We start from the raw sequence: 25,151 nt of genomic DNA on the forward strand, positions 1-25,151 counted from the left end.
TCAGTAACTGCCGCGGCGCGCAGCGATCGCCTTCAGGCGCTGCGCGGCACGGGTATGAATGCGAGTTGCCGCGGGGTCATGACTGCCTCGGTGGGGCCACGTTGCTTACCCGCCGACACCGTGCTGTCGTGAGTAACGTCCACGTCGCCTATGGGCTGCACTTGGTCGGCTTCTGATTCCGCTGCCCGTTTCTGTGCGGCACCCGCCGGGGCTGCCACGCGTCTCCTAAGTCCGGCGTCTCGCCGCCAGTTGATTTCTGCTGCCGGCACCCCGGCTGGTTGGGTGACCGCCGGGGCGCCGCTGGTTATGTCCTGTCCGGACCAATCATCATCACTCGTGCTCGCCACGTCCACTGCTGGCGGCTCAACGACGCCAGCGGTCAGGTCGCCGCCCTCAGCTCCATCAACCGCACGGCCGCGCACAACGCCTGAGCCCGCAACCGCGGACGCCGCCAACGCACCAGCATCGGCTGGCGCCGCCGAACCCGCCGCCGCCAATCCCGCCAACTCGCGGTATTGATCGCCAAGTTGATCCGCCTTCGCTGCGGCCCTCGCTGAAGACACCATCGACACAGTCGTGGCGAGTGCGATGGCCGCGGCCGCGGCAAGAGCCGCGGTAATCGCGAAAGCATAGCCCTTGCCATAGTCACTCATTTCGAAGGCTAAGGCGATAGGGATGGCCACGACCAGCCAATCCTTCAGCGTCCCGAAGGCCAAACGCACTGTGGCGACCTTCTCGGCCTGATCTTTCGTCAGTGCTGCCAGCTTCACGTCGAGTTCACTCGTGGCTTGCGCCATTTTCTGCAATGCGGCGTCGGCTAACTTGTATGATTGCGCCGTGGTGCCCTGCCAGCGGTCATCGGGCGCCGCCGAAGCCAATTCATCGGAGAGCGCGGTGAACTGTTTGGCGCCCGCAGTGAACTCGTCGCCCTCTGCGGGAATGAGGGAACCCCACAGGGTGCTGACCGCGTCGACGACGCTGATGGTCCACAAGATGATGTTCACTGGACGTGCGACCCGCGCTTTGAGCGGGCGGGTCAGAAGTTTGGTAGGAACGCCGCCCGGCCCAAATTCCGCCGGATTTCGTTGAAACGCTGACCTGATCGCGCTGTCTACTGCACGACGGCGGGCGAAGTAGCTAACCGGGGCAGCGCCCAAGACTCCCGTGTTGGTAGTACATGCCGCAATGTAGACCCCCGAAAATTTGGGGTCTGAACCCAGGTAACCGAACTGCGCACCCACATTGCCCAACGCAAACAACACCCGGCCCGCATCAATGAACGACATTAGAAAACCCCGCCTCAACCCTCACCGATTTCGCACGCACGCCCGCCGTCCGTTACCGTAGCATCGCCGCAACCACCCATCACGCACCAATTTTCGAGTACGCGCACCGGCGTGCAACGCACTCATAGCCATCTGCCAATCCCGACACGCTGTTTGGGCTGTACATTTGCGCGACTTCTTACTTTGTTCGTGTAGGCGTAAAAAGCTAACCGCTTCCGTAACTCCACCTTTAGTGACTGGAAGAGGCTTGCATCAGTGCATGCGAATGAACTGGGGATCTGCTGCGCGATCAGGTGACAGTTCTGACCTGACCCACCTGTTGGGTTCCATTTTCCGTGACTAACTGGCGGCGGTGAGGGTGTTGTTGGTGAAGGATAGTTCGTATTCGACCGGGGTGCGGTAGCCGAGCGCGGAGTGGCGGCGTCGGCGGTTATGGAAGATTTCGAGGTAGTCGAAGATCGCGTTGGCCAGCTCGACGCGGGTCTTCCATTTCTGGCGGTCGAGCAGCTCGATTTGCATCGAAGACCAGAAGCTTTCCATCATGCCGGGCTTTGTCCAGGCCGTCGCCGATCGTCCCAAAGGACGGCAAAAGCCCCGCGGCGCGGATCTTTTCGCCGAAAACCCAAGAGGTGAACTGGGTTCCGTGGTCAGCGTGAACGATGCCACCGGGTGATGGGCGGCGGTTGCGGATGGCCATGTCCAACGCGTTGACCACCAACGTCGCATCGGCCTTCGAGTCCATCGACCAGCCCACGATGCGGCGGCTGAACGCATCCAGGACAGCACCGCAGTACAGCCATCCTTCCCGGGTCCTGTGTTGGGTGATGGCGGTGACCCACAACTCATTTGGCGCCAGCCGGTGGAACTTGCGGTTCACCAGATCATCGGCGGTCACTACGCCGCGCAACCATTTGACCCGGATCGGACCGGGCAGGCCGTAGATTCCGGCGAGCGTCATCAGGACCGACACCGTGCGTGGGCATACTGTGATCCCCATACCGAGGGCGAGTTCGGCGTGGACGCGACGATAGCCGTAGGTGCCGCGGGAGGCGACATGGATCTCGCGGATCAGTCCGGTCAACCACTGCCGGCGCAGCTGAGTGGCTGTGATCGGTTTTCGCTTGTGCTTGTAGTAATTCTGCCGGGTCACCCCGAGAATGAGGCAGCAGCGATCCACAGGCGCCCCGGCGTCGACGAGTCGGTCGATCACTGGGTACAGGCTTTTGGGCGGGGCTTGTCCTCACCCAGGAACGTGGCGGCCTGGCGCACGATGGCAAGCTCGGTTTCCAGCTCGCGGATCCTTCGCCGCGCTGCTCGCAACTCTGTTGATTCGCTCGTCGGGACACCGGGTCGTACTGCGCGGTCGATGTCGTCCTATTCGATCCACTTGGACAGCGTGACCGGGTGGATACCAGATCGTCAGCGGTCTGCTTCTGCGGCTTGCCGGCGCGCACGAGGGCAATCGCTCGGGCACGGAACTCGGCAGGATACGGGCGCGCCATGACGGTCAGCCCTTCGTACAGGCTGTCAGTTAGTCACCGAATCTGGAACCCACACGGTGGGTCAGGTCAAACTGTCACCTGATCGTGCAGCAGACCCTTGCGATCCTGCATTTCTTTGTCGGGATCGGACTTCCGCTTGTCGCTGGCGGGCACCGACCTCGCGGGGATGATCGACGACGCAATGCCCGAGACAATGGCACCCATGGGGATGCCCTACCACAGGCTCGGTTGGGTGAAGAAGTCAGAGACAGCACTCATGGCCTTGAAATTTACTGTTTTGGCCTGACACATCAGCGTCAGCCGACGGCGGGATTTACCAAATGTGTTGACTGTGCTGAATTAGTCGTAGATGGCGAAGAGCTCCAATACCAGAAGTGTGGGCCGATCGCGACATCCGTCGTGGAACCATCCTACTTCGGCGACCGCCCTGAGGGGCGCTGGCCCAAGTCCTTGCCCTTGTGATCCCGGACGAACAACCACTGCTCCACGGGGATTCGCAGACTCAGATGGATTGGCCGATGGCTGTGAGTGCGTTGCACACCGGTGCGCATACTCGAAAAATTGCCGCGCGGCCGGTTATTGCGGCGATGTTACGGTGAAAGCTCGGTGGCTGGGAGCGCGCGGTCTGTGACTCTGAGGAGGGGCTTTTTCGATGTCGTTTGTTGGTGATGCGGGCCGGGTGCTTTTTGCGTTGGGCAATGTGGGTTCGCAGTTCGGCCACCTCGGTTCAGACCCCAAGTTTTCGGGGGCGTACATCGCGGCATGTACCACTAATACGGGAGTCTTGGGCGCTGCGCCGGTTAGCTATGTAGCCCGCCATCGTGCAGTCGACAGCGCGATTAGATCAGCGTTTGCCAACGATCCCTCGCAATTTGAGCCGGGCGGGGTTGTTCCCAAAGATCTCAAACGCCCGTTGAAAGCGTCTGCCTCACGTCCGGTGAGTATTATTTTGTGGGCCATCAGTATCGTCGACGCGGTCAGCACTTTGTGGGGTTTCCTGATTCCTGCGGAGGGCGACGAGTTCACGGCGGGTGCCGAACAATTCACCGCGTATTGCGATGAATTGGCGTCGGCGGTGCCGGATGACCGTTGGCAGGGCGAGGCGGCGCAATCGTATAAGTCATCCAACGAGGCGCTGCAGGAAGTAGCGCGCGCCACGAGTGAACTTGACGTGAAGCTGGCAGCACTCATGAAGGTTCAAGCCGAGTTTGTCACAATCGGGCGTTTGCTCTTGGGGATCCTGAAGGATCTGCTGGTCGCGGCCATCCCCATCGCCGTAGCCTTTGAAATGAGCGACGCTGGCGCTGGCTTTATCTTCGCATGGGAAGTGGCTGGTTCGGCGGTTGTGGTTGCTTTGGGAACGGCTTTCGCGCCACTTTTTGCTGCGGGGACCGCTGTGTACGTGAATGAACTTGGCGAAAAATACGGCACGTCTGCGAAATCGATGGTGGCAGGTTCATCGGCGCCAGCTGCTGGTGCGGTGGTTGGGTCTGCGGTTGCGGGCTCAGGCGGTGTGCGCCGTCCTGCGCTGGATGAATCTAAGGGCAGCGGGCATGCCGCTGGTGTGGTTGAGCAGCCAGCGGTGCACGTGGCGGGCGCGAGTGATAATGGTGGGTCTGACCTGAACATAATCGTTCGAGGCTCGACAGGGGCCACCCCACCGGTGGGGGTCCCAGCGGGCGGGATCTGGCAGCGAGATGCCCAACACAGCAGGGGCGCCGCAGCCCCGACTGGCACTGAGCGCAAGCGGGTAGCGGAATCAGAAGCCGGCCAAGTGCAGCCCATAGACGACGTAGACGCTGCTGACCACAGTGCAGTATCGGCGGGTGAGCAACGTGGCCTCACCGACGCAGTCATGACCGCGCCGCAACCCGCACCCAAACCCGTGCTGGTTAGCGCCTGAAGATGATCGATGGGCCGCGTAGATGGCCGCTGCCCAGGGTGATCACAGCAACTGCACCGAACTGACCGCAACCGCCGCTGGTGCAGCACACTGAATCCTCTGGGCTATCGAACCGCCTCGATCTGTTGCGTAGCGTTGCACACCGGCGCACGCACTCGACAGTCGTAGCGTGGCGGGTGGTTTCGGCGATCTATCGCTGCTGCTCTACACTGCCGCGATTGATCCTGGAATCGATTGGCCGCCGCCGCCTTCGGGTTCTCGACCCTGATTTGGCAGCATCTCGCCAATTTCCAGTTGCACTGGGTGGCAACTGAATTCGCGTTGATCGTTCTTTTGGCCGTAGGTTCGGATTACAACCTGATGCTGGTGTCGCGGATCGAGGAAGAGATCGGCGCCGGCCTGAAAACAGGCCTCATCCGCGGGATGGGCGTCACCGGCCCGGTGGTTACTGCCGCCGGCGTCGTGTTCGCCGTCACCATGGGCACGATGCTCACCAGCGATCTGCGGGCTATCGGCCAATTCGGCACGACGATCGGTATCGGGCTACTGTTCGACACCTTCGTCGTCCGATCGCTCATCACCCCGTCGATCATGACGGTGATGGGACGTTGGTTCTGGTGGCCCAAGCGTGTACGGGTCCGCCCGGCCAGCCAGATGCTTCGATCCGTCGGGCCGCGCCCGTTGGTGCGCGCCCTGCTGCACCACCCGCGGCACGCGGCCGAACCGGATCCGCGGGCCTAGTAATGGCACCTCCCGTGGATTGAATTGGGAGGTATAGGTTTATCGCTGAGCTGCCCTGGCGGCTTCGCGCCGCTCCTTCTGCTTCACGTGCGTCGAGCAGCAATGCGAAAGGCTGCAATGGAACTGGTTGCTGCATTCTTGCGAACAGTAGCCCGATGCGACGGGAAGCCAGTCCGGACCGGAAAGGTGACGCCGTGGATCGTTCGGATCGAACGTATGGCCGCAATGTATACAGGTCTTGGTCTTGACCATGGCGATCAGATTACGCGCCAAAGCCCGATAAATCGGTGCCGTTTTAACGGTTCCGCGGGAGTTGCTTCAGCGCATTAGAGCAGCGCAGTCACATACCGGGATCTAGATCTGGCCGCCGACGCCGTGGTACTCGGTGGGCTAGTCCTGACGACACATCGCGGGCTTGAAGCACTCGCGAAGGCGGGGTCGACGCGGAGTTGAGGAACCGCGCCGCCAACGCCATGGTTGACAGCATCGCGCTCACTTCACGGCGACCTTTAGGGCCGCCGCGGCGACCGCACCCATCGGGTCGATGCGGTTGCGGAATTTACCGGTGTAACCCAAGCATGCTGTGTCGGCGCCAAAAGCATTTGCATTAATAAGCCCCGGTTCGGCACGGCGCGGACGGGGCACCCTTCCATCCGATACACATTCCGGTGGACCCGGAGTGACGAGCAGGAGGACATGCATATGACGATGCCCAGTGACGCCGCTGATGGGATCGAAGCCGATGGGGCCAACGACGGTCCACGCGACCATCAGGGTGTGGATACTGATCGCAACGCCTACGTCGACGAGAACAATGTGCCCCATCCCGGTGATGCCAACGAGGGTCGCTGAATTCAGGGACCTTGCGATCGACCGACGACGACGGGTAGCGAACGTTACGGGGGCATCTGTCGGCCTCGGCTTTACGCGACCGTGGACGGCAAGGCATGAATGACCCAGCGCAGTCGCCCGCTCGGGGCGGGCCTCTCGACAGATTGCGCGTGAGAGGTGTCATCGCCGTCTAATCTGATCAGTCGTGTGCTGAACGGGCTCAACGAATTTCGAGTAGTCTGTGCGGACCATCGACGCCATCAGAACAGCTTTCCGTTCAATGCCGGGACCGGTTCTTCAAGGTCGAGCAGAATGCGTTTGCGTTTCAGGCCACCCGCGTAACCGGTGAGGGCACCGCCCTTTCCGACGACTCGGTGGCACGGAACGCTGATGCTCAGCGGGTTGCGGCCGACGGCTTGACCAACTTCATACGCGGTGGTGCCATCGGCCAGTTGGGCAGCGAGTTGACCGTAAGTTTTGGTCTGGCCGTATTCAATATCAGAGAGCAGTTCCCAGATCCGCCGCCCGTTGCCGACCAACGCGATCGCAAGGCTAAACGATTTGCGTTCGCCGCTGAGATACTCGCGCAGCTGGTCAGCCGCCTCACGGAACACAACGTCAGACGACGGTTCTACATATCGCCCCAGCGCTTGCGACGTGGGCGGGTGCCAGTGCCCTGGAAAGTACACGCCTGTCAGCGTTTCGCCGTCAGCGATCAAGGTCAATTCGCCGAGTGAACTGTCAATTCGGGTGTGTCGTGGCGTCATCATTGCAACCTCCTGCCCAGTAGACGACGACCGCGTCATAACCGTGAGATCGAAAGGCGTGAGTTGGCCTACTCACGTTCCGCGACGCCCACACGTCTTCAGTTTGAGCGCATTCAATTGCCTGAGGAGGAACGCGGATGCTCAGTGATAGTTGCCGGTGACACCACGATGACTGACGATGTCAAGCTGCCATTCGAGAGCATCGTGGCACTCCACGGTGGCACGGTACTGCGGGTTGTGCGTGCTGTGATCGGGCACGCCGATGCTGATGATGCATGGTCAGAAACATTCTTGGCTGCGCTGAAGGCCTACCCCCAGTTGCCGGCCGATGCCAACGTCGAAGCGTGGCTTGTCACCATCGCGCACCGCAAAGCAATCGATATCGCGTGCCGCATCGCGACGCGCGATTCCCGTCGCTGACGCGCCGGATTCGCCCGCATTGCAACGGGCCGATAGCCGCGACCTCGATCTGGAAGCCGCTGTCGGCGCCTTGCCGCCCAAACAGCGCCAGGCTGTTGCCTACCACTACTTGGCAGGACTGCCCTATGCAGAGGTCGCGAAAATTCTGAACAACAGCGTTGCCGCTGCCCGGCGTGCCGCAGCGGATGGCATCGCCAACCTGAGACGTACCTATCCATTTGTCGAGACCGCAAGGAATGACGATGATTTCACCTGATCTGACCCGCTATTACCCCATTGCCCCCGACGATCTGAGGCGCCTGCATGCGCGTCTGGAAAACGAGGCTCAAGCTCATAGATTGCTCGACATTGCCTATCGCACTGTGGATTCCGTCGTCGGACCGCTGCTTCTCGCAGCCACTCCGCGCGGACTTGTCCGCGTGGCGTTCGCAAATGAAGGCCACGAAAGCGTCTTGTTGTCTCTTGCTGAGCGGATTAGTCCGCGGATACTCGAGGCACCCAAGCAGCTGGATCCTGTCGCGCGTCAGCTCGACGAGTATTTCGCCGGCAGCCGGCGCCGATTCGACGTGGCGCTGGATTGGTCGCTATCGCGGGGCTTTCGGCGCACGGTGCTGGAACATCTGAACACAGATGTCGGTTACGGTACGACGGCCAGCTACGCCATGCTTGCCGGACTGGCCGGTTCCCCCAAGGCCGTTCGCGCGGTCGGGACCGCATGCGCGACGAATCCGATTCCCATTGTCGTGCCGTGTCATCGGGTCATTCGCTCCGATGGGGTTGTCGGCTCCTACCGTGGTGGTCCTGCCGCTAAACGCACCCTGCTTGATGCCGAGCGCAGAAGTGAATAGGCAAGCGCCGGCACGCAATAGGGTCTCACCGCTCGGCGACATCATCGCTGTTCCCGGTCGAGGCGCATGGACGGGTAATCGCGGACGACTGCATCGGGGTCGCGGCACGCGTGACATCGTCCGAAACTATGGTTCCAAGGCCTGGATCACATGCGCCCTGTCGTTTCGGGGACGACGGGTGCCACAGTGGGAACCCAATCGCTACACGCCGCTCTTCTTTCTTGATGAAGCCGTGGCTTTCGCCGCCGGACACCGGCCGTGCGGTGAATGCCGGAACACCGCCTACCGAAGTTACCGCTCGCTATGGGCTCAAACACATAGCAGCACTGGCGTTTACGCTAAAGACATCGATGCTGAGCTCCATCAAGAGCGGACCAACGCACGTCGGTTCAGCGCCCGGTGGAGCACTCTCCCCGACGGCGTGTTCGTGGCAACCGAATCGGGACCCGCCGTCGTCGTCGGTGACCGTCTTTCGCTGTGGCATCCGTTAGCCAACATCTACCGGGAGAAAGTGTCCCGCCCCACGACCGGCTCAGCTGTCGTGCTCACGCCACCATCGATCATTGAAGTGATTCGGGCTGGTTACCCAGTGCAGATCGACGACTCGGCAGCTCACCCGGCTTTGCGTCGCACGGTACCGGGTGCCAACCGCCCTCCGCGGTGGGGGATTTCGTAGCGACGGCAGCGGCAGCGGCCGAACTCGATCGCATCCTCGATTCTCTCAGGGGCGTGTCGGCGTGAGGTGCTACTCCGTGAGGACTGGCTGAATGGCGCCTACACGTCGATGGGCAACGGTGCCGCCGCCGCTACCAGGCCACCGCTCCTGAGGTCGCGCCAGAAAGCGGCAGGGACCGTGAAGTCGACTGCGGCGACATCCTCTGCGATTCGGCTAGGCCTGCTGGAACCCGGAACGACCGCGGCAACCGCGGGATGGGCAAGCGAGAAGTGCAGCGCAGCAGCCTTGATCGGGACATCATGCTTCTCGCAAAGGGCGGTAATCCTCGCGACCCGCTCGGCGATCTCTGGCGAGATCGGTCCATATTCGAAGTGCGCGCCACCCACGAGGGCACCCGAATTGTACGGTCCCCCTACGATGACATCGACGTTCTTCTTGGTCGCGAGCGGCATCAACCTCTGCAGAGCGGACTCGTGATCAAGGATGGTGTATCGGCCGGCCAGGAGCATTCCGTTGGCACGCGGTTCAGCGAGCTCGAGCCCGATCTCGATCGGCTCGACCTTGTTCGTGCCCTGACCCCAAGCTTTGATGACGCCGTCATCGCGCAACTTATCCAGCACGGGGAAGGCCCCGTGCTGCGCCTCAACGAACTTCGAAACCCATGCGTCACCATGAAAGTCCTGGGCGAGGTCGTGGATGAAGACGTAGTCGAGGCGATCGACACCCAACCGCTCGAGACTCTCCGCGATCGATCTCTTCGTGCCTTCGGCCGTGTAGTCACAACCGATCGCATTGGCATTGCCGTCCTTGAAGATGTCGCCCTTCTCGCCGAAAGTGCGTGTGCTGGTGTCGACGAGTTCCGGCAGCACCAGGCGGCCGACCTTCGTGGCGATCACGTACTCATCGCGGGGGTACTTCTTCAGCGCCTTCCCAAGCCGAATCTCGGAAAGGCCGGCCCCGTAGAAGGGGGCGGTGTCGAAGAACCGGATGCCCGCCGCCCAGGCGGCATCGACCGTCGAGATCGCCTCGTCTTCGGAGATGCTCCGGTACATGTTTCCCAGCGGTGCCGTCCCGAAGCCGAGCGGACCGGCAAGCAATGTGCTCCTGATGCTCACTAGGTACGGTCCGTCAACTCACGGGGAACCATCATCGCGCTGGTGTCGCGGTTGGCGTACATGAGTTCGGTGGAGTGCGAGTAGATCTCGATCAGATTGCCCCATGGATCCTGGCAGTAGACAGCCTTGAACGGCTCGCCTTCGAAAAGCGTCCACACCGCCGAATTCTGCTTCCCGCCCGAATCGTCGATGCGCTTGGCGAGGCCCTCGATATCGGGATCGACCACGCAGAAGTGGAAGACTCCGGTCTTCCAGTATTCGAAGTTGTTCTTCACGTTGTCTTCCGTTGGCGGAGTGACGAATTGAAACAGCTCGATGCCGACACCGTTCGCCGTGGCGAGGTGGCTGACGTAGAGATCTTCCATGCGCTCGCCGAAGATTCCCTTGAAGACGTTCCCGATCGGAGAACCGTCGTCCCTGATGTGCAGCGGACCGATCGTGTGGCGACAGCCGAGCACTTCTGTGTACCAAGCGGTCGCGGTGTAGACATCGGTCACGGTCATGCCGACATGGGTTACAGCTAGTGGGTAGTAAGCCATTCGAGGTCCCCGCGTTCTGATGCGCCTTCTAGTGCTGACTTTCCAGAAAGGCTAGCTACCAGTGTCGCGTCTTTCTCGACGCTTCTTGCGAACTTTCCGACGCTTCTTGCTCCCCGCAGTCCTTGCTCAGCCCAGCGCTTGCCGTCGATACCGGGCGGGCGTCTCGCCCGTGTTCTTCCGAAAGACCCGAATGAAGTTGTCGAGCGAGCCGAATCCTTGCTGCACTGCGATCTCGATGAGCGACGAATGTTCCGATTTCAGCGCAATTTTCGCGGCCTCAACGCGGCGCTCGGTGACGTAGCGCTGCGGCGAAGAGCCGGTGGCCTCCTTGAACAAGCGCGAGAAGTGGAATGGGCTCAAGCATGCTTCCGCTGCCAGCTGATCGAGCGCAAGCGGCTCGAACAGGTTCGCATCGATGTAGTCAATCACTGCCTTCAGGCGCTGCGGGTCGAGCGCTCGTGGCATCCGCTTGGGCTTCCATCGATCGACCGTGTAGCGCTTGATCACGTGAGCAACGAGTGCGGCGGTCAATCCGTCCACAAACAGCCGGTCCGCGGAATGCGACGGCTGTTCTGACAGGCTCCACAGTGCTCGCGCAGCCTCATTGATGAAGCTGTCCTGAAAGCCGCCCGCAAAGGCGAGTTCGACTTTGCTCGGTTCGACGTCGAAATCTTGCTCGGCACTCCGGTGGATCAATCCGGGCGGCAGGCACAGGTGCACGCAATCGATGGGACCGGAGAGTTCGGCTTTCTCGACGAAGCCGACCGGTCCCGTCCACCCCGTCCCGGCGCGGGCGAAGCACTGCTCATTGATGCCCTCGCCTGAACGCTTGACCAGCGCCTGGCCACCGAACATGACGATCAATTCGTTACAGGGATAGGCCTGCGGACTATGCGATCCGGCGCCATTGGTGCGGCGCTCGACCACGATGTCGAGCGTCTCTACGGATCTGCCGAGAACCAGGCAGGTCTCACGCCTTCGATCGCCCATCGTCTCGATGCTCAATCAAGCCTCCCGGATTAATCGGTAGCCGTCGACGTGTCCAAGACGACCGCGGGGCGAGAGCGGCGGTCCCGCGCTGCCCATTATCCCGCTGGGCAAGCCAGGATGCATCCAGGCTTGAACCCCAGTGCGCTGGTCGGGACATTGCGTGGATTATTCGAGGCCCGGACCCGTCCGTGGTCGCCGTAGCTCCGAATGACGTGTGCTCGATCACAGGACCCGTGTCAAAGCCAACCCTTTTGCGGAGGAATCGAAACGTGACGTTGCAGGTTCAATCCAAGTCCAAGACAGTCGCTGCCGCGAGCCTCGCGGCGCCTCTGGCAGGTTTGGGGGAGCAGTGATGTTGGATTTTGCCTGGTTGCCGCCGGAGATCAACTCGGGGCGGATCTTCGCCGGGGCCGGGTCCGGGCCGTTACATGTCGCCGCGACGGCGTGGGAAGGTCTGGCAGCCGATCTGGCTGCCTCAGCGTCGTCGTTTGACTCGGTGATTCTCGGCCTGGCCAGCGGGCCGTGGGCGGGTCCGGCGGCGGTGTCAATGGCGGCCGCGGCCACTCCGTATGTGGGGTGGTTGAGTTCGGCGGCGTCGCAGGCGCAGTTGGCGGCCGGTCAGGCGCGGGCGGCGGCGACGGCGTTCGAGGCGGCGTTGACTGCATCGGTGCACCCGGCTGCGGTGACTGCCAACCGGATGTCGTTGCAGTCGTTGATCGCAACGAATTTTTTGGGCTTCAACACTCCGGCGATTTTCACCAACGAGTTCGACTATGTCGAGATGTGGGCGCAGGATGTTGCGGCGATGGTGGGCTACCACGGTGGCGCGTCGGCGGTGGCCGAGAGCTTGACGCCTTTTGCTGCGCCGCCGGTGGACCTTGCGGGCTTGGCTGTGTCGCTTGGTGGGGTGGCCACCACAGCGTCGGCCGGGGTGAGCCCGCTCCTGCAAGGTGTCGTAGGGACTGTTCCGAGTGCGTTGGTGGCTGTCCAATCAGCGGCGGCGTCCCTGCCGTTGCAGTCGGCACTTTCGCTATTGCAGGTGGGGGCGACCCCTGCCAGCCTGCTGATCGGGCCGTTGATGCAGTTGGGTCAGGTAGGCGGTGCCGGCTCGGCTGGACTCGCGGGCGCGACGGCGGCCGATCTGGGGGCGGTGCCGATGCTGGCCAGTGACGTCAATCCGCTGAAGGGTCTGGGCGGCGGCGGCCTCGGTGCCGGGATGGCGGGAGGACTTGGCCAAGCCCGTTTGGTAGGCGCGATGTCCGTGCCGCCGACCTGGCAGGGTTCGGTACCCAAGACGATGTCCACGGCTGCGATGTCGGGCTTGGGCGCGAACTCCGCCGAGATGGTGCAAGCCGCAGGGGCTGCGGGTGCCAGCGGCGGTATGCCGATGATGCCGATGCCCATGGGCGGCGGTGCTGGCGCAGGAGGGGGTATGCCCGGCGGCATGACGGGACGCGGCGGCGGCAATCCACACGTGGTGCAGAACCGGCCGAGCGTGATACCGCGATCCGGCGTCGGATAACGCGGGTATCGGCCCGTCGATGGCCGCGCTCGGCATGCTCAGAAGCTGTTGCCCTCTGCTGGGCTCTCGTAACGGGGAGCCCCGCCGCGTCGTGACGCGAGCCCGAGATAGCCACGCCTGCAATAGGATTCCGACGACGTCCTTGTTCTATTTGCCCGCAAGTAGTCGCCCGTAACGGTTCCAGAGTGCGTCAGCGCGCAAACCCTCGACCGACCGCTGTCCGAGGTCATTCATTCAGCCGATGTGGCATCGCCCAGGCGTCTGAACGGATCAACGTTGGGTACACGCACGATGAAAGTGGCGTGGCTGTCCGACAGACGGCGTGGTGCTGAGTTGGGCTTGTCGGCTCAAGACGTGGGTTACCCGAACTCGGCATCATGCGTGTGGCGTTGGCCCGGTGCGCGCTGGATTTCGCCGCGCCTTCTTGCCTGGGACTGCACCCCCACAACGCAACCGGCCGGCGTCCAACCGGAAGTGATTTCATGGGCAAATTCGATGACGAGCAGCACGCGGAGGGCGCCGAGGACTACGTGCCGACGACCGTCCAGGCCCTGTTTGGCCACCACGGGGTGGACGACTCGCCTCGGGCCGAACAGGCCCGAATGATCAAGACGTGGCTCACAGCCCACGAGTTGACACCGATGATGGAAATCTCCATCCGCAATCACGGCTTCGAGAAACTCTTGGATTCATGACCGCCAATGACGCAGCCGACCAGGTAGCCCCTGCGGCAACCAGGACACCGACAGTGAATCCCGATACGTGGACGAATCGCGACCTACCGGTACTCAAGGCAGCGGTCAAACTCTACGAGGACACCGGCAGGGAGAAAATCCGCACCAGCGACATCGCAGCGATGGTCGGACTCGCCGACAACGTCACCCAGCGCGCCGTCCAGGCTCTGTATACAGAGCCTTTTTTTCGGGAAGGGCTGACGGCCGGCGGCGGTTACCGGCTGTTCGTCGGGCGCCCGACCGGTGACGCGTTGCGCGCCGCAGGGCAATGGCCGACGCCTGAGAACCTGCTTGAGCGCCTCGTTGCCGCATTGGAAGGTGCCGGGCAGGATCACGATCTTGACGAGCCCGAGCGCGTCAAGGCCAAGCAGGCGGCGTTGTGGTTGAGCGGCGCTTTGTCCACCGTTGCTATCGCAGCGCTCGGTGGCGCTGGTGGATGAGTTCTGTACAGCTGAGTAATTGGGATTGTTTAATCGCTTTGAGTGGAAAGCTCTTCGCCGAAGAAGCGATTTCCACGTTATTTCTTGAGCTGGACAAGCACTTAGCACGCCCGGGACGACCTCTCCGGCGCGCCTCGTTCAGTCATCGGAAAGTTGGGCTTCACATATGCGTCTCTGGTGAATAGCGTTAGCGGTTCTACTATTCCTGTCGCGAATTGATTGATGGGAGCCGCACATGCCGGCGTTCCTGATAGCAGCACCTGACGCTTTGGCCGCCGCGTCGGCGGATTTGCGCACAGTGGGGGAGGCGATCAGGCGGGCCGCGGAGTCGGCTGCGCCGTCGACCACGGAAATTTCGGCGGCGGCCGCTGATGAGGTGTCTCAGGCGGCTGCGCGGTTTTTTGGCGTCCATGCGCAGACTTTTCAGGCACTGAGCAAGCAGGCGTCGGTATTTCAGCAGCAGTTTGTGCAGGCGTTGGGGGCGGGTGCCGGCTCGTACGCGGCGGCTGAGGCGAGCAACGGAACGTTGTTGGGGTTGTTGCTACAGAACCCGCAACTGGCGTTCCTGCTGGATCGGGATTTGTTGAGCACGGTGAACGCTTACTCGGTGGCGTTGACCGGACGTGTGCTGGTCGGTAATGGCGCCAGCGGGGCCCCTGGGACGGGGGCCAATGGGGCAGCCGGTGGGTGGTTGCTCGGTGATGGCGGAGCTGGCGGGGCCGGCGCGGCCGGTGGAGTCGGTGGAACCGGCGGAGCCGGGGGCTTGATCGGTACTGGTGGGGCCGGCGGTTCCGGAGGCACCGGCGGTGGCGCCGGAGGCCAGGGTGGGAATGGCGGGTGGCTGTTGGGCGCCGGGGGAGCCGGCGGGGCGGGCGGGTTCGCGGCGGCCGGTGCCGGCGGGGTCGGCGGGACCGGCGGTGCCGGCGGGTTGTTCGGTGCGGGTGGGGCCGGCGGGGTCGGCGGATTCGCGGCGGCCGGAACTGGCGGTGTCGGCGGGACCGGTGGTGCCGGCGGGCTTCTCAGTGGGCTGGTTAGCGCCGGTGGCGGCACCGGTGGGGCGGGCGGAGTCGGCAACACCGGCGGTGTCGGCGGGGCTGGTGGCGCCGGAGGCCCGCTCGCCGGCGTGGGCGGGGCCGGTGGCACCGGCGGTCTAGGCGGCATCGGGGACGGCGGGTCCGGTGGTGCCGGCGGCGCGGCCGGCCCCTTATTCGGGAACGGGGGCACCGGAGGTACCGGCGGCACCAGCTTGTCCGGTACCGCAGGTACGGGCGGCGCCGGCGGCCATGCCGGGTGGTTGGGCTCCGGCGGTTCGGGTGGGGCCGGCGGTAACAGCTTTGGCGCTGGCACCGGCGGCCTCGGCGGGGCTGGCGGCGACGCTGGCTTGATCGGTTTCGGCGGGACCGGCGGAGCCGGCGGATTCGCGGTGGCTGGGGCCGGCGGGGCGGGCGGCGCCGGCGGGACCGGTGCGCTGCTGTTGGGCAGCGGCGGCACCGGTGGGGCCGGCGCGGAAGGCGCTACCGGCTTGGCCGGCGGGACCGGCGGAGCGGGCGGCAGGGCCATGTTGCTCGGCCTTGGCGGAAGCGGCGGGAACGGCGGGATCGGTGCGCCGACGGGCAGCAACGGCGCAATCGGCGGCAACGGACTGCTATTGCCCGCGGTGGCCCTCGACGTGATCAACGCACCCAGCCTGGCGCTGACCGGTCGCCCGCTGATCGGCAATGGCATCGCTGGTGCCGCGGGTAGCGGGGCCGCTGGCGCGCCCGGTGGGTGGTTGCTCGGCGACGGCGGGGCCGGAGGCTCCGGCGCCAACGGAGTGCCCGGCGGGCCCGGCGGCGCGGCCGGGTTCTTGGGAGCCGGTGGGGCCGGTGGAGCCGGCGGGTTCGGGGCCTCAGGTGTCGGCAGGGCCGGCGGTATGGGCGGCAATGGCGGGTTGATTTTCGGTAATGGCGGGGTCGGTGGGGCCGGCGGTGTCGGCGCCACAGCACTCGGAGGCGACGGTAACGGCGGGAGCGGCGGAGCAGGAGGGACTGGCGGATTGCTGGGCTCCGGCGGGGCGGGTGGATCCGGCGGGTCGACGGGCCAACTGACAGCTGGTCTGCGACCCGGCGCCGGTGGGTCCGGCGGGGCGGGTGGGCTGCTTAGCGGGCTGGTCGGTGCCGGCGGCGGCACCGGCGGGGTAGGTGGACCGTCCATCCAGTCAGGCGGCGGCACTGGCGGGGCGGGCGGGGCCGCCGGTATCAGCGGCGCGTCGTTCGGCGGCGGTTCCGGCACGTTCGGCGGTTCGCTATTCGGTGCCGGCGGGACCGGCGGTGACGGCGGCTCCAGCCAGAACGGCGCCGGCGGGCCCGGCGGGAACGGCGGCGCTGGCGGTCCGCTCGCCGGGACTGGCGGCTCCGGTGGGACCGGCGGATCCAGCATTGCCGGCATTGGTGGCCTCGGCGGGACCGGCGCCGGCGCTGGCTGGCTGGGTTCGGGCGGTGCCGGAGGCGCTGGCGGCACCGCAGGCAGTCTCGGTGGGCAGGGCGGGCTCGGTGGCAACGCGAGCTTGCTCGGCAGCGGTGGTGCCGGTGGGCCCGGCGGATTCGCCATAGCGGGCACGGGCGGTGCAGGCGGGCACGGCGGGGGCGGCGGGTCGTTGCTGGGTAACGGCGGAGGCGGCGGCGCCGGTGCGGAGGCCGGCCCCGGATTCAGCGGTGGCGACGGCGGGTCTGGTGGCGGTTCCTTGTTGGTCGGCGACGGCGGCAACGGCGGAAATGGCGGCAACGGTGCGACTCTCGGGCTGCTAGGTGGCCCTGGCACCATCGGGCCCGGCGGTTGGCTGTTAGGCCGGAACGGGATTCCCGGATTGCCGATGAGCGAGAACTTGCTTGTCAACCCCGGCTTCGAAATAGCCACCCCGTCCACGACTGGCTTTAGCTCGGTGACCATTCCGGGCTGGACAATGGCGGGCACCCCGACCGTGATTCCCTACGGCACCCCGCTCACTTATCCCTCGCCGACTGCGACTCCGTTCCCCACCCTGCCGAATTTCTTGGGCCTGGGCTTCCCAGGTAACCCACCCCCCGGTGGAGGTAATAACTTCGCAGGTGGCGGGCCTGTTGCCACGTCCTCCATCAGCCAAACCGTCAACCTCACTGCCGCTTCCGCAAAAATCAATACAGGCACTACGCCCTACACGCTCAGCGGAATGTTCGGCGGCTACCTCTTGGACCCGTCCGCGACCTCAGTGCAGGTCAGCTTCCTCAGTGCTGGCGGGGTCACTCTGGGCACCGGCACTATCGCACCGGTGACCGCGCTCGATCGCCTAGGAATGACCGGATTTCAACCACGCGACATCTCCGGGACCATCCCGGTGGGCGCCACCTCAGCGGTGGTGACCGCGACCTTCGCCGACCACAACCCCGTCCTGGGCAACTACAACAACGCCTACGTCGATAATTTGTCGTTCACAGTCGGCGTTCCAAGCCTCACAGCGCCAGCCCTGACCGTGCCGACATCCCATGTCGGACAACTCGATCACGTGTTCCTGATCTATATGGAGAACAAGGGTGCCGCCGACATCCTAGGCAGCGTCAACGCGCCATACCTGAACAGTCTGGTCGACACCTACGGTTATGCGAACAACTACTACGCGCTGGGCCACCCCAGCGACCCCAACTACTTCCGCATCATGGGCGGATCGGACTTCGGCCTGATTTACAACCCGCCCTCGGGCTCCATCAACGCGCCGAGCCTCATGCAAGAAATGGATACCGCGGGCATTACGTGGGCTGGATACGCGCAGAGCATGCCCTACCCGGGTGCGATCGTGTCATCCGGTGACTACGCCGTCGACGCATTACCCTTCGCCACGTTCAGCTACGTGTACAACAACACCCCCGCCTACTTGCAGACACACCTGCTCCCCTTAACCCAGCTGAGCACCGATCTGCAGAGTTCGGCTACCACCCCACGGTTTTCGTGGATCGCTGCCGACGGGGCCAACAACATGGAAGGCCCGGTCGATTTCCCCGGCGGCGCCGCCAATTGGCTTGTCAGCCAACTCACCAATCATCAATACAACACCGCGGCCGGCGACCAGTTCGTCCAACAAACCGTGTCCAGCATTCAAAACTCGACAGCCTGGAACACGCCGGGGCAGCGGGACGCGATCATCGTCACGTTCGACGAGGACTACAACAACATTTCGCTGGGCATCGGCAACCAAGGCAACCACATTCCGATGATCGTCATTCCGAACGCCGGTGCCGTGGCCGGCGGGATGCAGTCCGGCCACTTCGTCACCAACTCGTACTACAACCATTACGGCCTGATGAGCACGCTTGAATACGCCTTGGGTCCGGCGCCTGGAATTCCGCTGGCACCGCTCACGTACAACGACATGTACGCCCAACCCATGAACGATTTCTGGTCCTAGTAACGGATCCCGCTGCCGCGCGTCGAGGAACGCCCCTGCTAAACGTCCCAACAGCTTTCGGCAATCTTCAAGAGCCCGCACCCGAGTCGCGTGGTGCGCGCGGTTCGCGTCGGGGGGTTGGATCGCGCAAAGCTGCCTTGACGATCCTCGACGACGTCCTGCGCGGCGATTATATTTCTGCCACAGCATCATTCGACAGTCTTGGATCAGGCCGATTTCGTGGGCTGCGTGCAAGGCTTCCGCGACCTGCGTGACGATCCGTACCGCTCGCGCGGCCTCGAGTGGGCCTTCGGACAGCGTCGTGGCCAGGTTCCGTCCGTTGATCAGTCGCATGCTGACGAACAACCGGCCGTCGATGTCTCCGTAGTCATAGATCGGGACCACATGAGGTGTCTCTAATCGCGCTGCCGCATGGGCTTCTCGTCGGAACCGCTGCTGGAAGTCCGCGTCGTCAGAAAGGTAGTCAGGCAGAACTTTGATGGCGACCGCCCGGTCGGTGACGGTGTCGTGGGCCTGCCACACCTCGCCCATCCCACCGCGGCCCAGCAGCGCGATCAGCCGATACCGGCCGAACGGGGTGCCCTCCGCGGTGCTCACCGTCCGTCGCCGCGTGCGTCGTTCTTCGGGCGGGCATACCAGCGCATCTCCATTTCGTTATGCAGTGCGGCGACAGAAAATCGGCATCAGCTTCGGCGCGAATGAAGTTGGGTCGGAGAAGGCCCAGCACGCTAATGGATTTGGCTGAACCAGTTTGCTGTAAACCCCTCGCGCGCAATGCCTGCCAGCAATGGGGTGAGTGTATTCGCCCACCAGATTGGCGGTCTCGTCCTTACCCCGCGCCGTATCGGTGGGTAGCGGCGTCGCGGGTAACGGCGTCGACCTCGGTGCGGTCGATCCACCGGCGCATCGTCTTCGCGACAACCCCCAGCGTTCCGCGACTGCAACTACGCAGGGCCGTGCGGGTGTCGCACTCCTCGCCGTAGTCAATGGCCATTCCGTTTAGCGGATTCAGGGGCACATGAACGAAATGGGCGGGCACACAAACGTTCCCGGCGGAAGCGGTCCCTCGGCGTAGGTAGAACCAAACACCTGGTGGAACTCATGGCAGACATTCCTGTCCCAGGTGTTCATCAGGTCGCGGACCTGTGACCACACCGGGTCGCCTGGGCACCAGGTGCCGTGGCAAACCGGGTCGCACCTCACCTCGGCCTGCGCGGTGCCTACCCCGGGGCCAAGGCTGGCCAACCCCAGAGTGGCGACCGCGCCAACTCCGGAAAGCAACGCTCCGGTGACCGTCCGCTTCAGATTCAGATTCATGGTCCTTCTCTTCCTTTTGAAGGGTTCGCCCTGTCACCGGGGCGTCCCGTTTGTTGTCGTCAAGTACGCACTGCCCGCACTGCTACCAATCCCAACTGGGGTTCGCCGCGGTGCTCCGATGCGCTCTCTAGAAGGTTGTGGCACAGCACTTGTGAGGCGCTCACGAACCGGTTGCGAAATTCTTGCGTCGGCGCTTACCCGCGCCCCGAAGTGAGCGCGATGGCGTCGACCATGGCGTTGGCGATGCGGTTCCTCGCCTCCGTGTCGACTCCTGCCTTGGCGAGCGCCTCGAGCCCGCGATGCGTAGTCAGGATTAGCCCGCCGAGTGCTGCGGCGTCGGCGGCTGGATCTAGATGCCCGGCACGCTGCGCCTGCTCGACGAGTTGGCGGCAGCTGTCCAGTAGCGTCTCGTGCGCCGCGAGCGACCGCGCCGCGATTGCTTCGTTCTCCCACGCGAGTTCGGCTGTGGCCTTCGCCAACAGGCAGCCGCGCCGGTCGGTGCAGCCCTCCGGCGCCGTGAGCCAGTCGCGAATGCGGTCCAGCGCCTGGTCCTCCGGACCTTCGAGTCGCGCGGCGGCATCCTCGTCGGAGTTTGCGCAGTACTCGTCGAATACTCGCAGGAACAATGCCTCTTTATCGCCGAACGCGCCGTAGAGGCTGCCCTTGCTGAGCCCTGTAACGCGGGAAAGATCCTCCACCGAGGTGCCGTGGTAACCCGTTTCGTTGAACAGCAGGCGTGCAGCGACTGCAACCTCGCGCTCGTCGAATTTCCGTGGTCGCGCCATTCCCCGAATATACGTCATTCTGAACGTATGTTCCGAAACTTCTGGACGTTCGGTCCAAAACCCGTAGAGTGGACCGCATGCCCAAAACCCCAGCATTGAACTCTTCCGAATTCTCCGGCAAGCGCGCGATCGTCACGGGAGGTTCGCGTGGTATCGGCGCGGCCATCGTGCAGCGGCTTCTCGACGGTGGCGCGACCGTTGTCACCACAGCGCGCAACAGCACCGACGAAACGCCGACGGAAGCTACCTTCATCCAAGGCGACATCAGCACGCTCGAGGGTGCGCAGGCGTTCGCGGCGGCAGCGCTCGACGAACTGGGCGGCGTCGACATCGTGGTCAACAACGCGGCGGCGGCACGCACATACCTCGGTGGTATCTCATCCATCCCCGATGAGGAATGGCTCGACGCGCTCGACCTCAACTACCTCTCCGCCGTCCGGGTCAACAACGCACTCTTGCCGGCGCTGCGCGAGGCCGGGGCGGGCGGCGTGATCGTCAACATTTCATCGGGAGCCGCGCTGACGCCTGCGCCGCCGTTGGCCCACTACGGTGCTGCCAAAGCCGCACTCAACGCCTACGGCAAAGCGCTCGCTGCCGAGCTCGCGCCGGCCGGAATCCGCGTGACCACGATTGTGCCCGGCAACGTGCTGACACCGGGCGCCGACGCGATCCGCCAGAACTTCGCCGACGCGATGGGCGTCTCGCTCGCCGAAACCACAGCGGGCATCCCTCTGGGGCGCCCCGGCGACCCGCGAGATATCGCCGAGGCCGTCGCCTTCCTCGCCTCTGACCGGGCGCAGTGGATCACCGGAGCCAGCCTGATCGTCGACGGCGGCGAACTCCCCGGCATCTAGATCTGGATGGGCCGCAGCGGTTTCCGGCGCCGCCCTCGACGCCGACCAAGTCTCCGCCGCTTGGCTTTTCAGAAATCATCTTAGTCAGGTTGCGCGCCAACGTAAGTCCGCTGAGCCGATGTCCAGTCCGGGGAGATCGAGTGCGGGTACACCGGGCGTGTTCCCCAGCAAGGCAAACGACTTGAGATGGCGTAAGACCCGTTGCGCAGTACCACGAAGATGACCGGTAGCTGATGCTGGGCGGCCGTCCAGATCGCCTGCACGGAGTACTGGAACGAACCGTCACCGATGGTGGCGACAATATGCCGCTTGACGCCACGCGCCCAATGGATGTTGGGGTTGGCGGCCATGAGTTGGGCGATCATCGCGTCGGCCGCGGGTGCAGACTGCGGCCCGCAGCGCGGCTTCGGCATCGGCCTGGGTGCCGGGAAAGTCAGCGCTAACAGTGAGGCACGTATAGGCCGTCGAGGGCCACGCACGCGGCCAGGCGATTTTCGAATGCCGCGCCGAATCACTGCTTGATAGATTGATCAATACCACCCACTAAATCCTGGTGGACGGCATAAGCTACCGACCGCGTAAACGACGCAGTATTGACGCGTTAGTAGACAACATTCGACGCGTTGCTCTCCTTTAGTGGGGCGCAGCTTTCAATCCCCGACACCGGCACCCTGCACGACGATCTGGTCGCTTTTGCTCAGTCGCTAGCCGACTACCTCGCTACGCCGCTGGGCCGCACGTTGGTCCAGACGATGGCCGCCACCGCTGACGACGCCGCACTCGCCGCTGCCCGGGCTGAATTTTGGCGAGTCCGTTTCGATGCCGCCCGAATCATCATCGATCGCGCCGTGCTGCGCCGTGAGTTGCCGCCGCAGACCGATCCCGTGCTCGTCCTCGAAATGGCCACAGCGCCATTGCATTTCCGCGCTTTACTTTCCCGACAGCCAATCGATGGTGACTTGATCGAACGCGTTGTCAACGCCGTCGAACGAGGCTTCGCTCAGGGCGACTGACCAACGAGCAAGGACTAAGAGACCGTTCCTGCGAGGATCAACTGGGGAACCATTGAGGCGGCGACAGGAGTACCGAAGTAGTAGCCCTGTCCGATGTCGCAGCCATGCTCGCGCAGCCAGTCGGCGGTGACGGCGTCTTCGATGCCCTCCGCGACCACGATGACCCCCAGTTCGTGGGCGAGGTCGATCACGGCGCGCACGACCGCTGCGGCCCGCGTGTCGGTCGTGACAGACGAGATGAACTGACGGTCCAGCTTCACCTCGTCGATGGGCAGATCGGGGAGATAGGACAGCGCCGAGAAACCGCTGCCGAAGTCGTCGATCGCGACACGGATGCCTTGTTCGCGCAACCGGTGCAGCACCGCCGACACGCGGGCGATGTCGTTAACCACCAGATCCTCGGTGATCTCGACAGTCAACCGAGCCGGAGGAAGACCGCGTTTGCTCAACGCCTCACACAGCGCATCCGGCAATGCCGCATCCCGCAGGTCCGTGGGGAACACATTCACCGCGACCGCCGTGCTCGCGCCTGCCGTCATCCAACACGCCGCGTCGTCGAGCGCTCTGCACACCACCAATTCGGTCAGTCGCCGCATCAGTCCGTGCTGGCGCACCAGCGACATGAATTCGGCCGGTCGCAATACACCCAGCTTCGAATGCGGCCAACGCAGCAACGCCTCGAGCCCAACTATCCGCCCAGAACGCAGATGCAGCTTCGGCTGGTAGACGAGATCCAACCCGGCACGATCGATCGCGCGGCGCAACTCGCCCAGAAGACGGATCTGCGCGACTCCCGCACCGGCAGGCGGGTCCGAAGACTCCGGCACATCGGTCTCCATCAGCGCCATATCTGGGCTGAATGAATGGAGTTCCGACGAGCGTGCGCGCTTGGCCGCGTTCATCGCCGTGTCGGCGCGCTTCACCAGTGCTTCTGGTGCCAAATCCGGCTCGTCCGACGAGGCCACCGCTATGCCGATACTGGGACGCATCAACATCGTTTCGCCGTCGATGACGAATGGCTGATCGAAAGCCTCAACCACCTGTCCGGCCACCAGATAAGACTCGTCGGAACGACCTTCGAGCAATAATGCGAAGTTGTCACCACCCAGTCGTGCCACCGTGTCGCCTGCCCGCACACAGGCGCTGATGCGCTCGCCGACACTAACGAGAAGCGTGTCTGCAGCCGAATGGCCCAAGCTGTCGTTGACCAGTTTGAAGTCATCGAGATCGACAGAGAGGACGGAAACCGAACGGTCGTCGCGCTGTCGAAGCATCATCGCTTGGGTTAGGCGGTCGTGGAAAAGCGTGGCGTTGGCCAGCCCGGTCAACGGGTCCCGCAGCGCTTGGTCGGCGGCGGCGGCCAGGAGTCGCCGGTTCTCCCAGGCGGCCACCATTTGTCGTAAAACCACGGCGGACATGATGAGCGGCACGACGACTGACTCAAGACCTGACATGAGAATTGTCGGTCCCACAGTGCCTGCCAGCAATAAAGGTACGTACGGCAGCCACAACGACGAATTGGACGACACAGCTGCTGCCAGACGAGTCGGTGCCGGAGAACGAAGGCTCAGCAGCGCGGCGCCGGCGAAAACGATCATCGCTACAGACCAGCCAAGATCGAGCAGAGTGCCGGTGCGGAAGCGGTCAAATGCGACGTGGTGGACGTAGGCGGTGTGGGTGGCCGTTATCACCGCTATCGCGACGGTGAGCAACCACAGCTCAGCTCGATATCGGGAGTCGGCCCGCACAACGATCAGTAGCGCCGTGGTCAACACCATCAGGTTGCCGATCGGAAAGAGCAGCGCCACAACCGGTACGTCTCGATTCACGATGTAGCTGTCGTAAGCACTGTTCAGTGCGACCGCCCACATCAGCAGAAACAGACACAGCGCCACCGTGACGCCATCGAGGACGACGCGTAGCCGTGATCCCCGCGTTGGCGTGGTGGGGAACTGGGCCATTGCGAATGCTGCCATCAGGGCGAAGGCGACGTAGAAGAAGTCCGGCGGAGACGGAAAACCATTGTGCCCGGTGGTAATTGCGGAGAGCGCCCAAAGCAGGTGTCCGACGGTCCAGGTGGCAAGCGCGATCGTCATCGTCGTCCAGGCCCGGCGGCCACGTCCCTGGGCAGATCGAGCGGCGAGCGCCGCACAGGCCGTCGCAAAAATTGACAACGCCAGCAGACCCAGGTTGTCGACCGTGCGGACTACACCCTCGCCTCCCCATCGGAAGATCAACAAAAGCGCCAACGCAACACCGCCGGCCACCGGCAGGATGAGCAACGGCGTGATGCGCCGCAGTTGTCGACGAGTGCTCACGACGCTCACCGCCTCCCACAATCGCAGGTCGATCCTCGCAGCGTGACACATCCGGCTGGTACTGGCGCGACTTTCGTGCTCGAACATCCTAGGCTGCGTTCAGCCGGCTTCGTTTGATGTCGACATCTTCGCT

Annotated in this window: 18 protein-coding genes and 8 pseudogenes; 13 read left to right on the forward strand and 13 right to left on the reverse strand. The window is 63.8% G+C overall.

Annotation, left to right across the window (positions count from 1 at the left end):
* Positions 1 to 32: 32 nt before the first annotated feature.
* From ACZY1I_RS09930 to ACZY1I_RS09940, 3 genes and pseudogenes are all read right to left on the reverse strand, one after another.
* Complete coding sequence (locus ACZY1I_RS09930) at positions 33 to 1,286, reverse strand: EspA/EspE family type VII secretion system effector (protein WP_463754167.1); 1,254 nt, start codon at positions 1,284 to 1,286, stop codon at positions 33 to 35.
* 339 nt (positions 1,287 to 1,625) lie between these two features.
* A pseudogene (locus ACZY1I_RS09935) lies at positions 1,626 to 2,788 on the reverse strand (IS3 family transposase).
* 66 nt (positions 2,789 to 2,854) lie between these two features.
* Entirely contained in the window at positions 2,855 to 2,992 is a 138-nt protein-coding gene (locus ACZY1I_RS09940) for a hypothetical protein (protein WP_463754168.1), read from the reverse strand.
* Between the two features lie 448 nt (positions 2,993 to 3,440).
* Here ACZY1I_RS09940 and ACZY1I_RS09945 point away from each other — a divergent pair, with 448 nt between their 5' ends.
* The 3 genes and pseudogenes from ACZY1I_RS09945 to ACZY1I_RS09955 all read left to right on the forward strand — a co-directional run bounded on the left by ACZY1I_RS09945 (position 3,441) and on the right by ACZY1I_RS09955 (position 6,284).
* Positions 3,441 to 4,691, forward strand: a complete 1,251-nt coding sequence (locus tag ACZY1I_RS09945) for an EspA/EspE family type VII secretion system effector (protein ID WP_463754169.1) — start codon at positions 3,441 to 3,443, stop codon at positions 4,689 to 4,691.
* Between the two features lie 243 nt (positions 4,692 to 4,934).
* Positions 4,935 to 5,432: pseudogene (locus tag ACZY1I_RS09950) on the forward strand (MMPL family transporter); the annotation flags it as partial.
* A 702-nt stretch (positions 5,433 to 6,134) separates the two neighbouring features.
* On the forward strand, positions 6,135 to 6,284 hold the full coding sequence (locus tag ACZY1I_RS09955; protein WP_463754170.1) for a hypothetical protein: 150 nt from the start codon (positions 6,135 to 6,137) through the stop codon (positions 6,282 to 6,284).
* A gap of 239 nt (positions 6,285 to 6,523) precedes the next feature.
* Here the strand turns inward: ACZY1I_RS09955 and ACZY1I_RS09960 are convergent, their stop codons facing one another.
* Positions 6,524 to 7,030, reverse strand: coding sequence for a methylated-DNA--[protein]-cysteine S-methyltransferase (locus ACZY1I_RS09960; RefSeq protein ID WP_463754171.1), 507 nt, complete (start codon positions 7,028 to 7,030; stop codon positions 6,524 to 6,526).
* A 168-nt stretch (positions 7,031 to 7,198) separates the two neighbouring features.
* Between ACZY1I_RS09960 and ACZY1I_RS09965 the strand changes: the two are divergent.
* Positions 7,199 to 7,706 (forward strand): annotated as a pseudogene (locus ACZY1I_RS09965) (RNA polymerase sigma factor).
* Positions 7,693 to 8,298 (forward strand): methylated-DNA--[protein]-cysteine S-methyltransferase, encoded by a 606-nt coding sequence (locus ACZY1I_RS09970; protein ID WP_463754172.1) that lies wholly within the window; start codon positions 7,693 to 7,695, stop codon positions 8,296 to 8,298. Before ACZY1I_RS09965 ends, ACZY1I_RS09970 begins: the two are co-directional and overlap by 14 nt.
* A gap of 774 nt (positions 8,299 to 9,072) precedes the next feature.
* On the opposite strand, the gene ACZY1I_RS09975 is transcribed toward ACZY1I_RS09970, so the two are convergent.
* From ACZY1I_RS09975 to ACZY1I_RS09985, 3 genes are all read right to left on the reverse strand, one after another.
* Positions 9,073 to 10,089 (reverse strand): aldo/keto reductase, encoded by a 1,017-nt coding sequence (locus ACZY1I_RS09975; RefSeq protein WP_463754174.1) that lies wholly within the window; start codon positions 10,087 to 10,089, stop codon positions 9,073 to 9,075.
* Positions 10,089 to 10,628 carry a VOC family protein gene (locus ACZY1I_RS09980; protein ID WP_463754175.1) on the reverse strand — a complete coding sequence of 180 codons (540 nt, stop codon included), beginning with the start codon at positions 10,626 to 10,628 and terminating at the stop codon, positions 10,089 to 10,091. The genes ACZY1I_RS09975 and ACZY1I_RS09980 overlap by 1 nt, the downstream gene beginning before the upstream one ends.
* 126 nt (positions 10,629 to 10,754) lie before the next feature.
* The gene (locus ACZY1I_RS09985; protein WP_463754176.1) at positions 10,755 to 11,633 is read right to left on the reverse strand and encodes a helix-turn-helix domain-containing protein; all 879 of its coding nucleotides are present in this window, start codon (positions 11,631 to 11,633) and stop codon (positions 10,755 to 10,757) included.
* Positions 11,634 to 11,967: 334 nt separating this feature from the next.
* Between ACZY1I_RS09985 and ACZY1I_RS09990 the strand changes: the two genes are divergently transcribed.
* From ACZY1I_RS09990 to ACZY1I_RS10010, 5 genes and pseudogenes are all read left to right on the forward strand, one after another.
* Positions 11,968 to 13,140 carry a PPE family protein gene (locus tag ACZY1I_RS09990; RefSeq protein ID WP_463754177.1) on the forward strand — a complete coding sequence of 391 codons (1,173 nt, stop codon included), beginning with the start codon at positions 11,968 to 11,970 and terminating at the stop codon, positions 13,138 to 13,140.
* Between the two features lie 482 nt (positions 13,141 to 13,622).
* Positions 13,623 to 13,835 (forward strand): hypothetical protein, encoded by a 213-nt coding sequence (locus ACZY1I_RS09995; protein WP_463754178.1) that lies wholly within the window; start codon positions 13,623 to 13,625, stop codon positions 13,833 to 13,835.
* The gene (locus ACZY1I_RS10000) at positions 13,832 to 14,314 is read left to right on the forward strand and encodes a hypothetical protein (RefSeq protein WP_463754179.1); all 483 of its coding nucleotides are present in this window, start codon (positions 13,832 to 13,834) and stop codon (positions 14,312 to 14,314) included. Before ACZY1I_RS09995 ends, ACZY1I_RS10000 begins: the two co-directional genes overlap by 4 nt.
* Before the next feature lie 235 nt (positions 14,315 to 14,549).
* Positions 14,550 to 16,895 (forward strand): annotated as a pseudogene (locus ACZY1I_RS10005) (PE family protein); the annotation flags it as partial.
* Positions 16,896 to 17,900: 1,005 nt separating this feature from the next.
* Positions 17,901 to 18,731: pseudogene (locus ACZY1I_RS10010) on the forward strand (alkaline phosphatase family protein); the annotation flags it as partial.
* 204 nt (positions 18,732 to 18,935) lie between these two features.
* On the opposite strand, the pseudogene ACZY1I_RS10015 reads toward ACZY1I_RS10010, so the two are convergent.
* The 4 genes and pseudogenes from ACZY1I_RS10015 to ACZY1I_RS10030 form a co-directional block, all read right to left on the reverse strand.
* Positions 18,936 to 19,328, reverse strand: a pseudogene (locus ACZY1I_RS10015) (serine/threonine-protein kinase); the annotation flags it as partial.
* A gap of 232 nt (positions 19,329 to 19,560) precedes the next feature.
* Positions 19,561 to 19,725: a hypothetical protein gene (locus tag ACZY1I_RS10020; RefSeq protein ID WP_463754180.1), complete on the reverse strand. Its 165-nt coding sequence runs from the start codon at positions 19,723 to 19,725 to the stop codon at positions 19,561 to 19,563.
* Positions 19,726 to 19,739: 14 nt separating this feature from the next.
* A complete protein-coding gene (locus ACZY1I_RS10025) occupies positions 19,740 to 20,048 on the reverse strand; it encodes a hypothetical protein (RefSeq protein ID WP_463754181.1) in 309 nt (102 codons plus the stop codon).
* Positions 20,049 to 20,242: 194 nt separating this feature from the next.
* The gene (locus ACZY1I_RS10030; RefSeq protein WP_463754182.1) at positions 20,243 to 20,833 is read right to left on the reverse strand and encodes a TetR/AcrR family transcriptional regulator; all 591 of its coding nucleotides are present in this window, start codon (positions 20,831 to 20,833) and stop codon (positions 20,243 to 20,245) included.
* A 77-nt stretch (positions 20,834 to 20,910) separates the two neighbouring features.
* On the opposite strand from ACZY1I_RS10030, the gene ACZY1I_RS10035 reads away from it, so the two are divergent.
* A complete protein-coding gene (locus ACZY1I_RS10035; protein WP_463754183.1) occupies positions 20,911 to 21,687 on the forward strand; it encodes an SDR family oxidoreductase in 777 nt (258 codons plus the stop codon).
* Between the two features lie 111 nt (positions 21,688 to 21,798).
* Here ACZY1I_RS10035 and ACZY1I_RS10040 read toward each other — a convergent pair.
* Positions 21,799 to 22,010, reverse strand: a pseudogene (locus ACZY1I_RS10040) (thiamine pyrophosphate-dependent enzyme); the annotation flags it as partial.
* Positions 22,011 to 22,192: 182 nt separating this feature from the next.
* On the opposite strand from ACZY1I_RS10040, the pseudogene ACZY1I_RS10045 reads away from it, so the two are divergent.
* Positions 22,193 to 22,324: pseudogene (locus tag ACZY1I_RS10045) on the forward strand (hypothetical protein); the annotation flags it as partial.
* Positions 22,311 to 22,700 carry a TetR-like C-terminal domain-containing protein gene (locus ACZY1I_RS10050; protein ID WP_463754184.1) on the forward strand — a complete coding sequence of 130 codons (390 nt, stop codon included), beginning with the start codon at positions 22,311 to 22,313 and terminating at the stop codon, positions 22,698 to 22,700. The pseudogene ACZY1I_RS10045 and the gene ACZY1I_RS10050, both read left to right, overlap by 14 nt.
* Positions 22,701 to 22,714: 14 nt before the next feature.
* On the opposite strand, the gene ACZY1I_RS10055 is transcribed toward ACZY1I_RS10050, so the two are convergent.
* A complete protein-coding gene (locus tag ACZY1I_RS10055; protein WP_463754185.1) occupies positions 22,715 to 25,018 on the reverse strand; it encodes a putative bifunctional diguanylate cyclase/phosphodiesterase in 2,304 nt (767 codons plus the stop codon).
* Positions 25,019 to 25,151: the final 133 nt, after the last annotated feature.

It is taken from the genome of Mycobacterium sp. IDUB_37, from assembly GCF_055419245.1.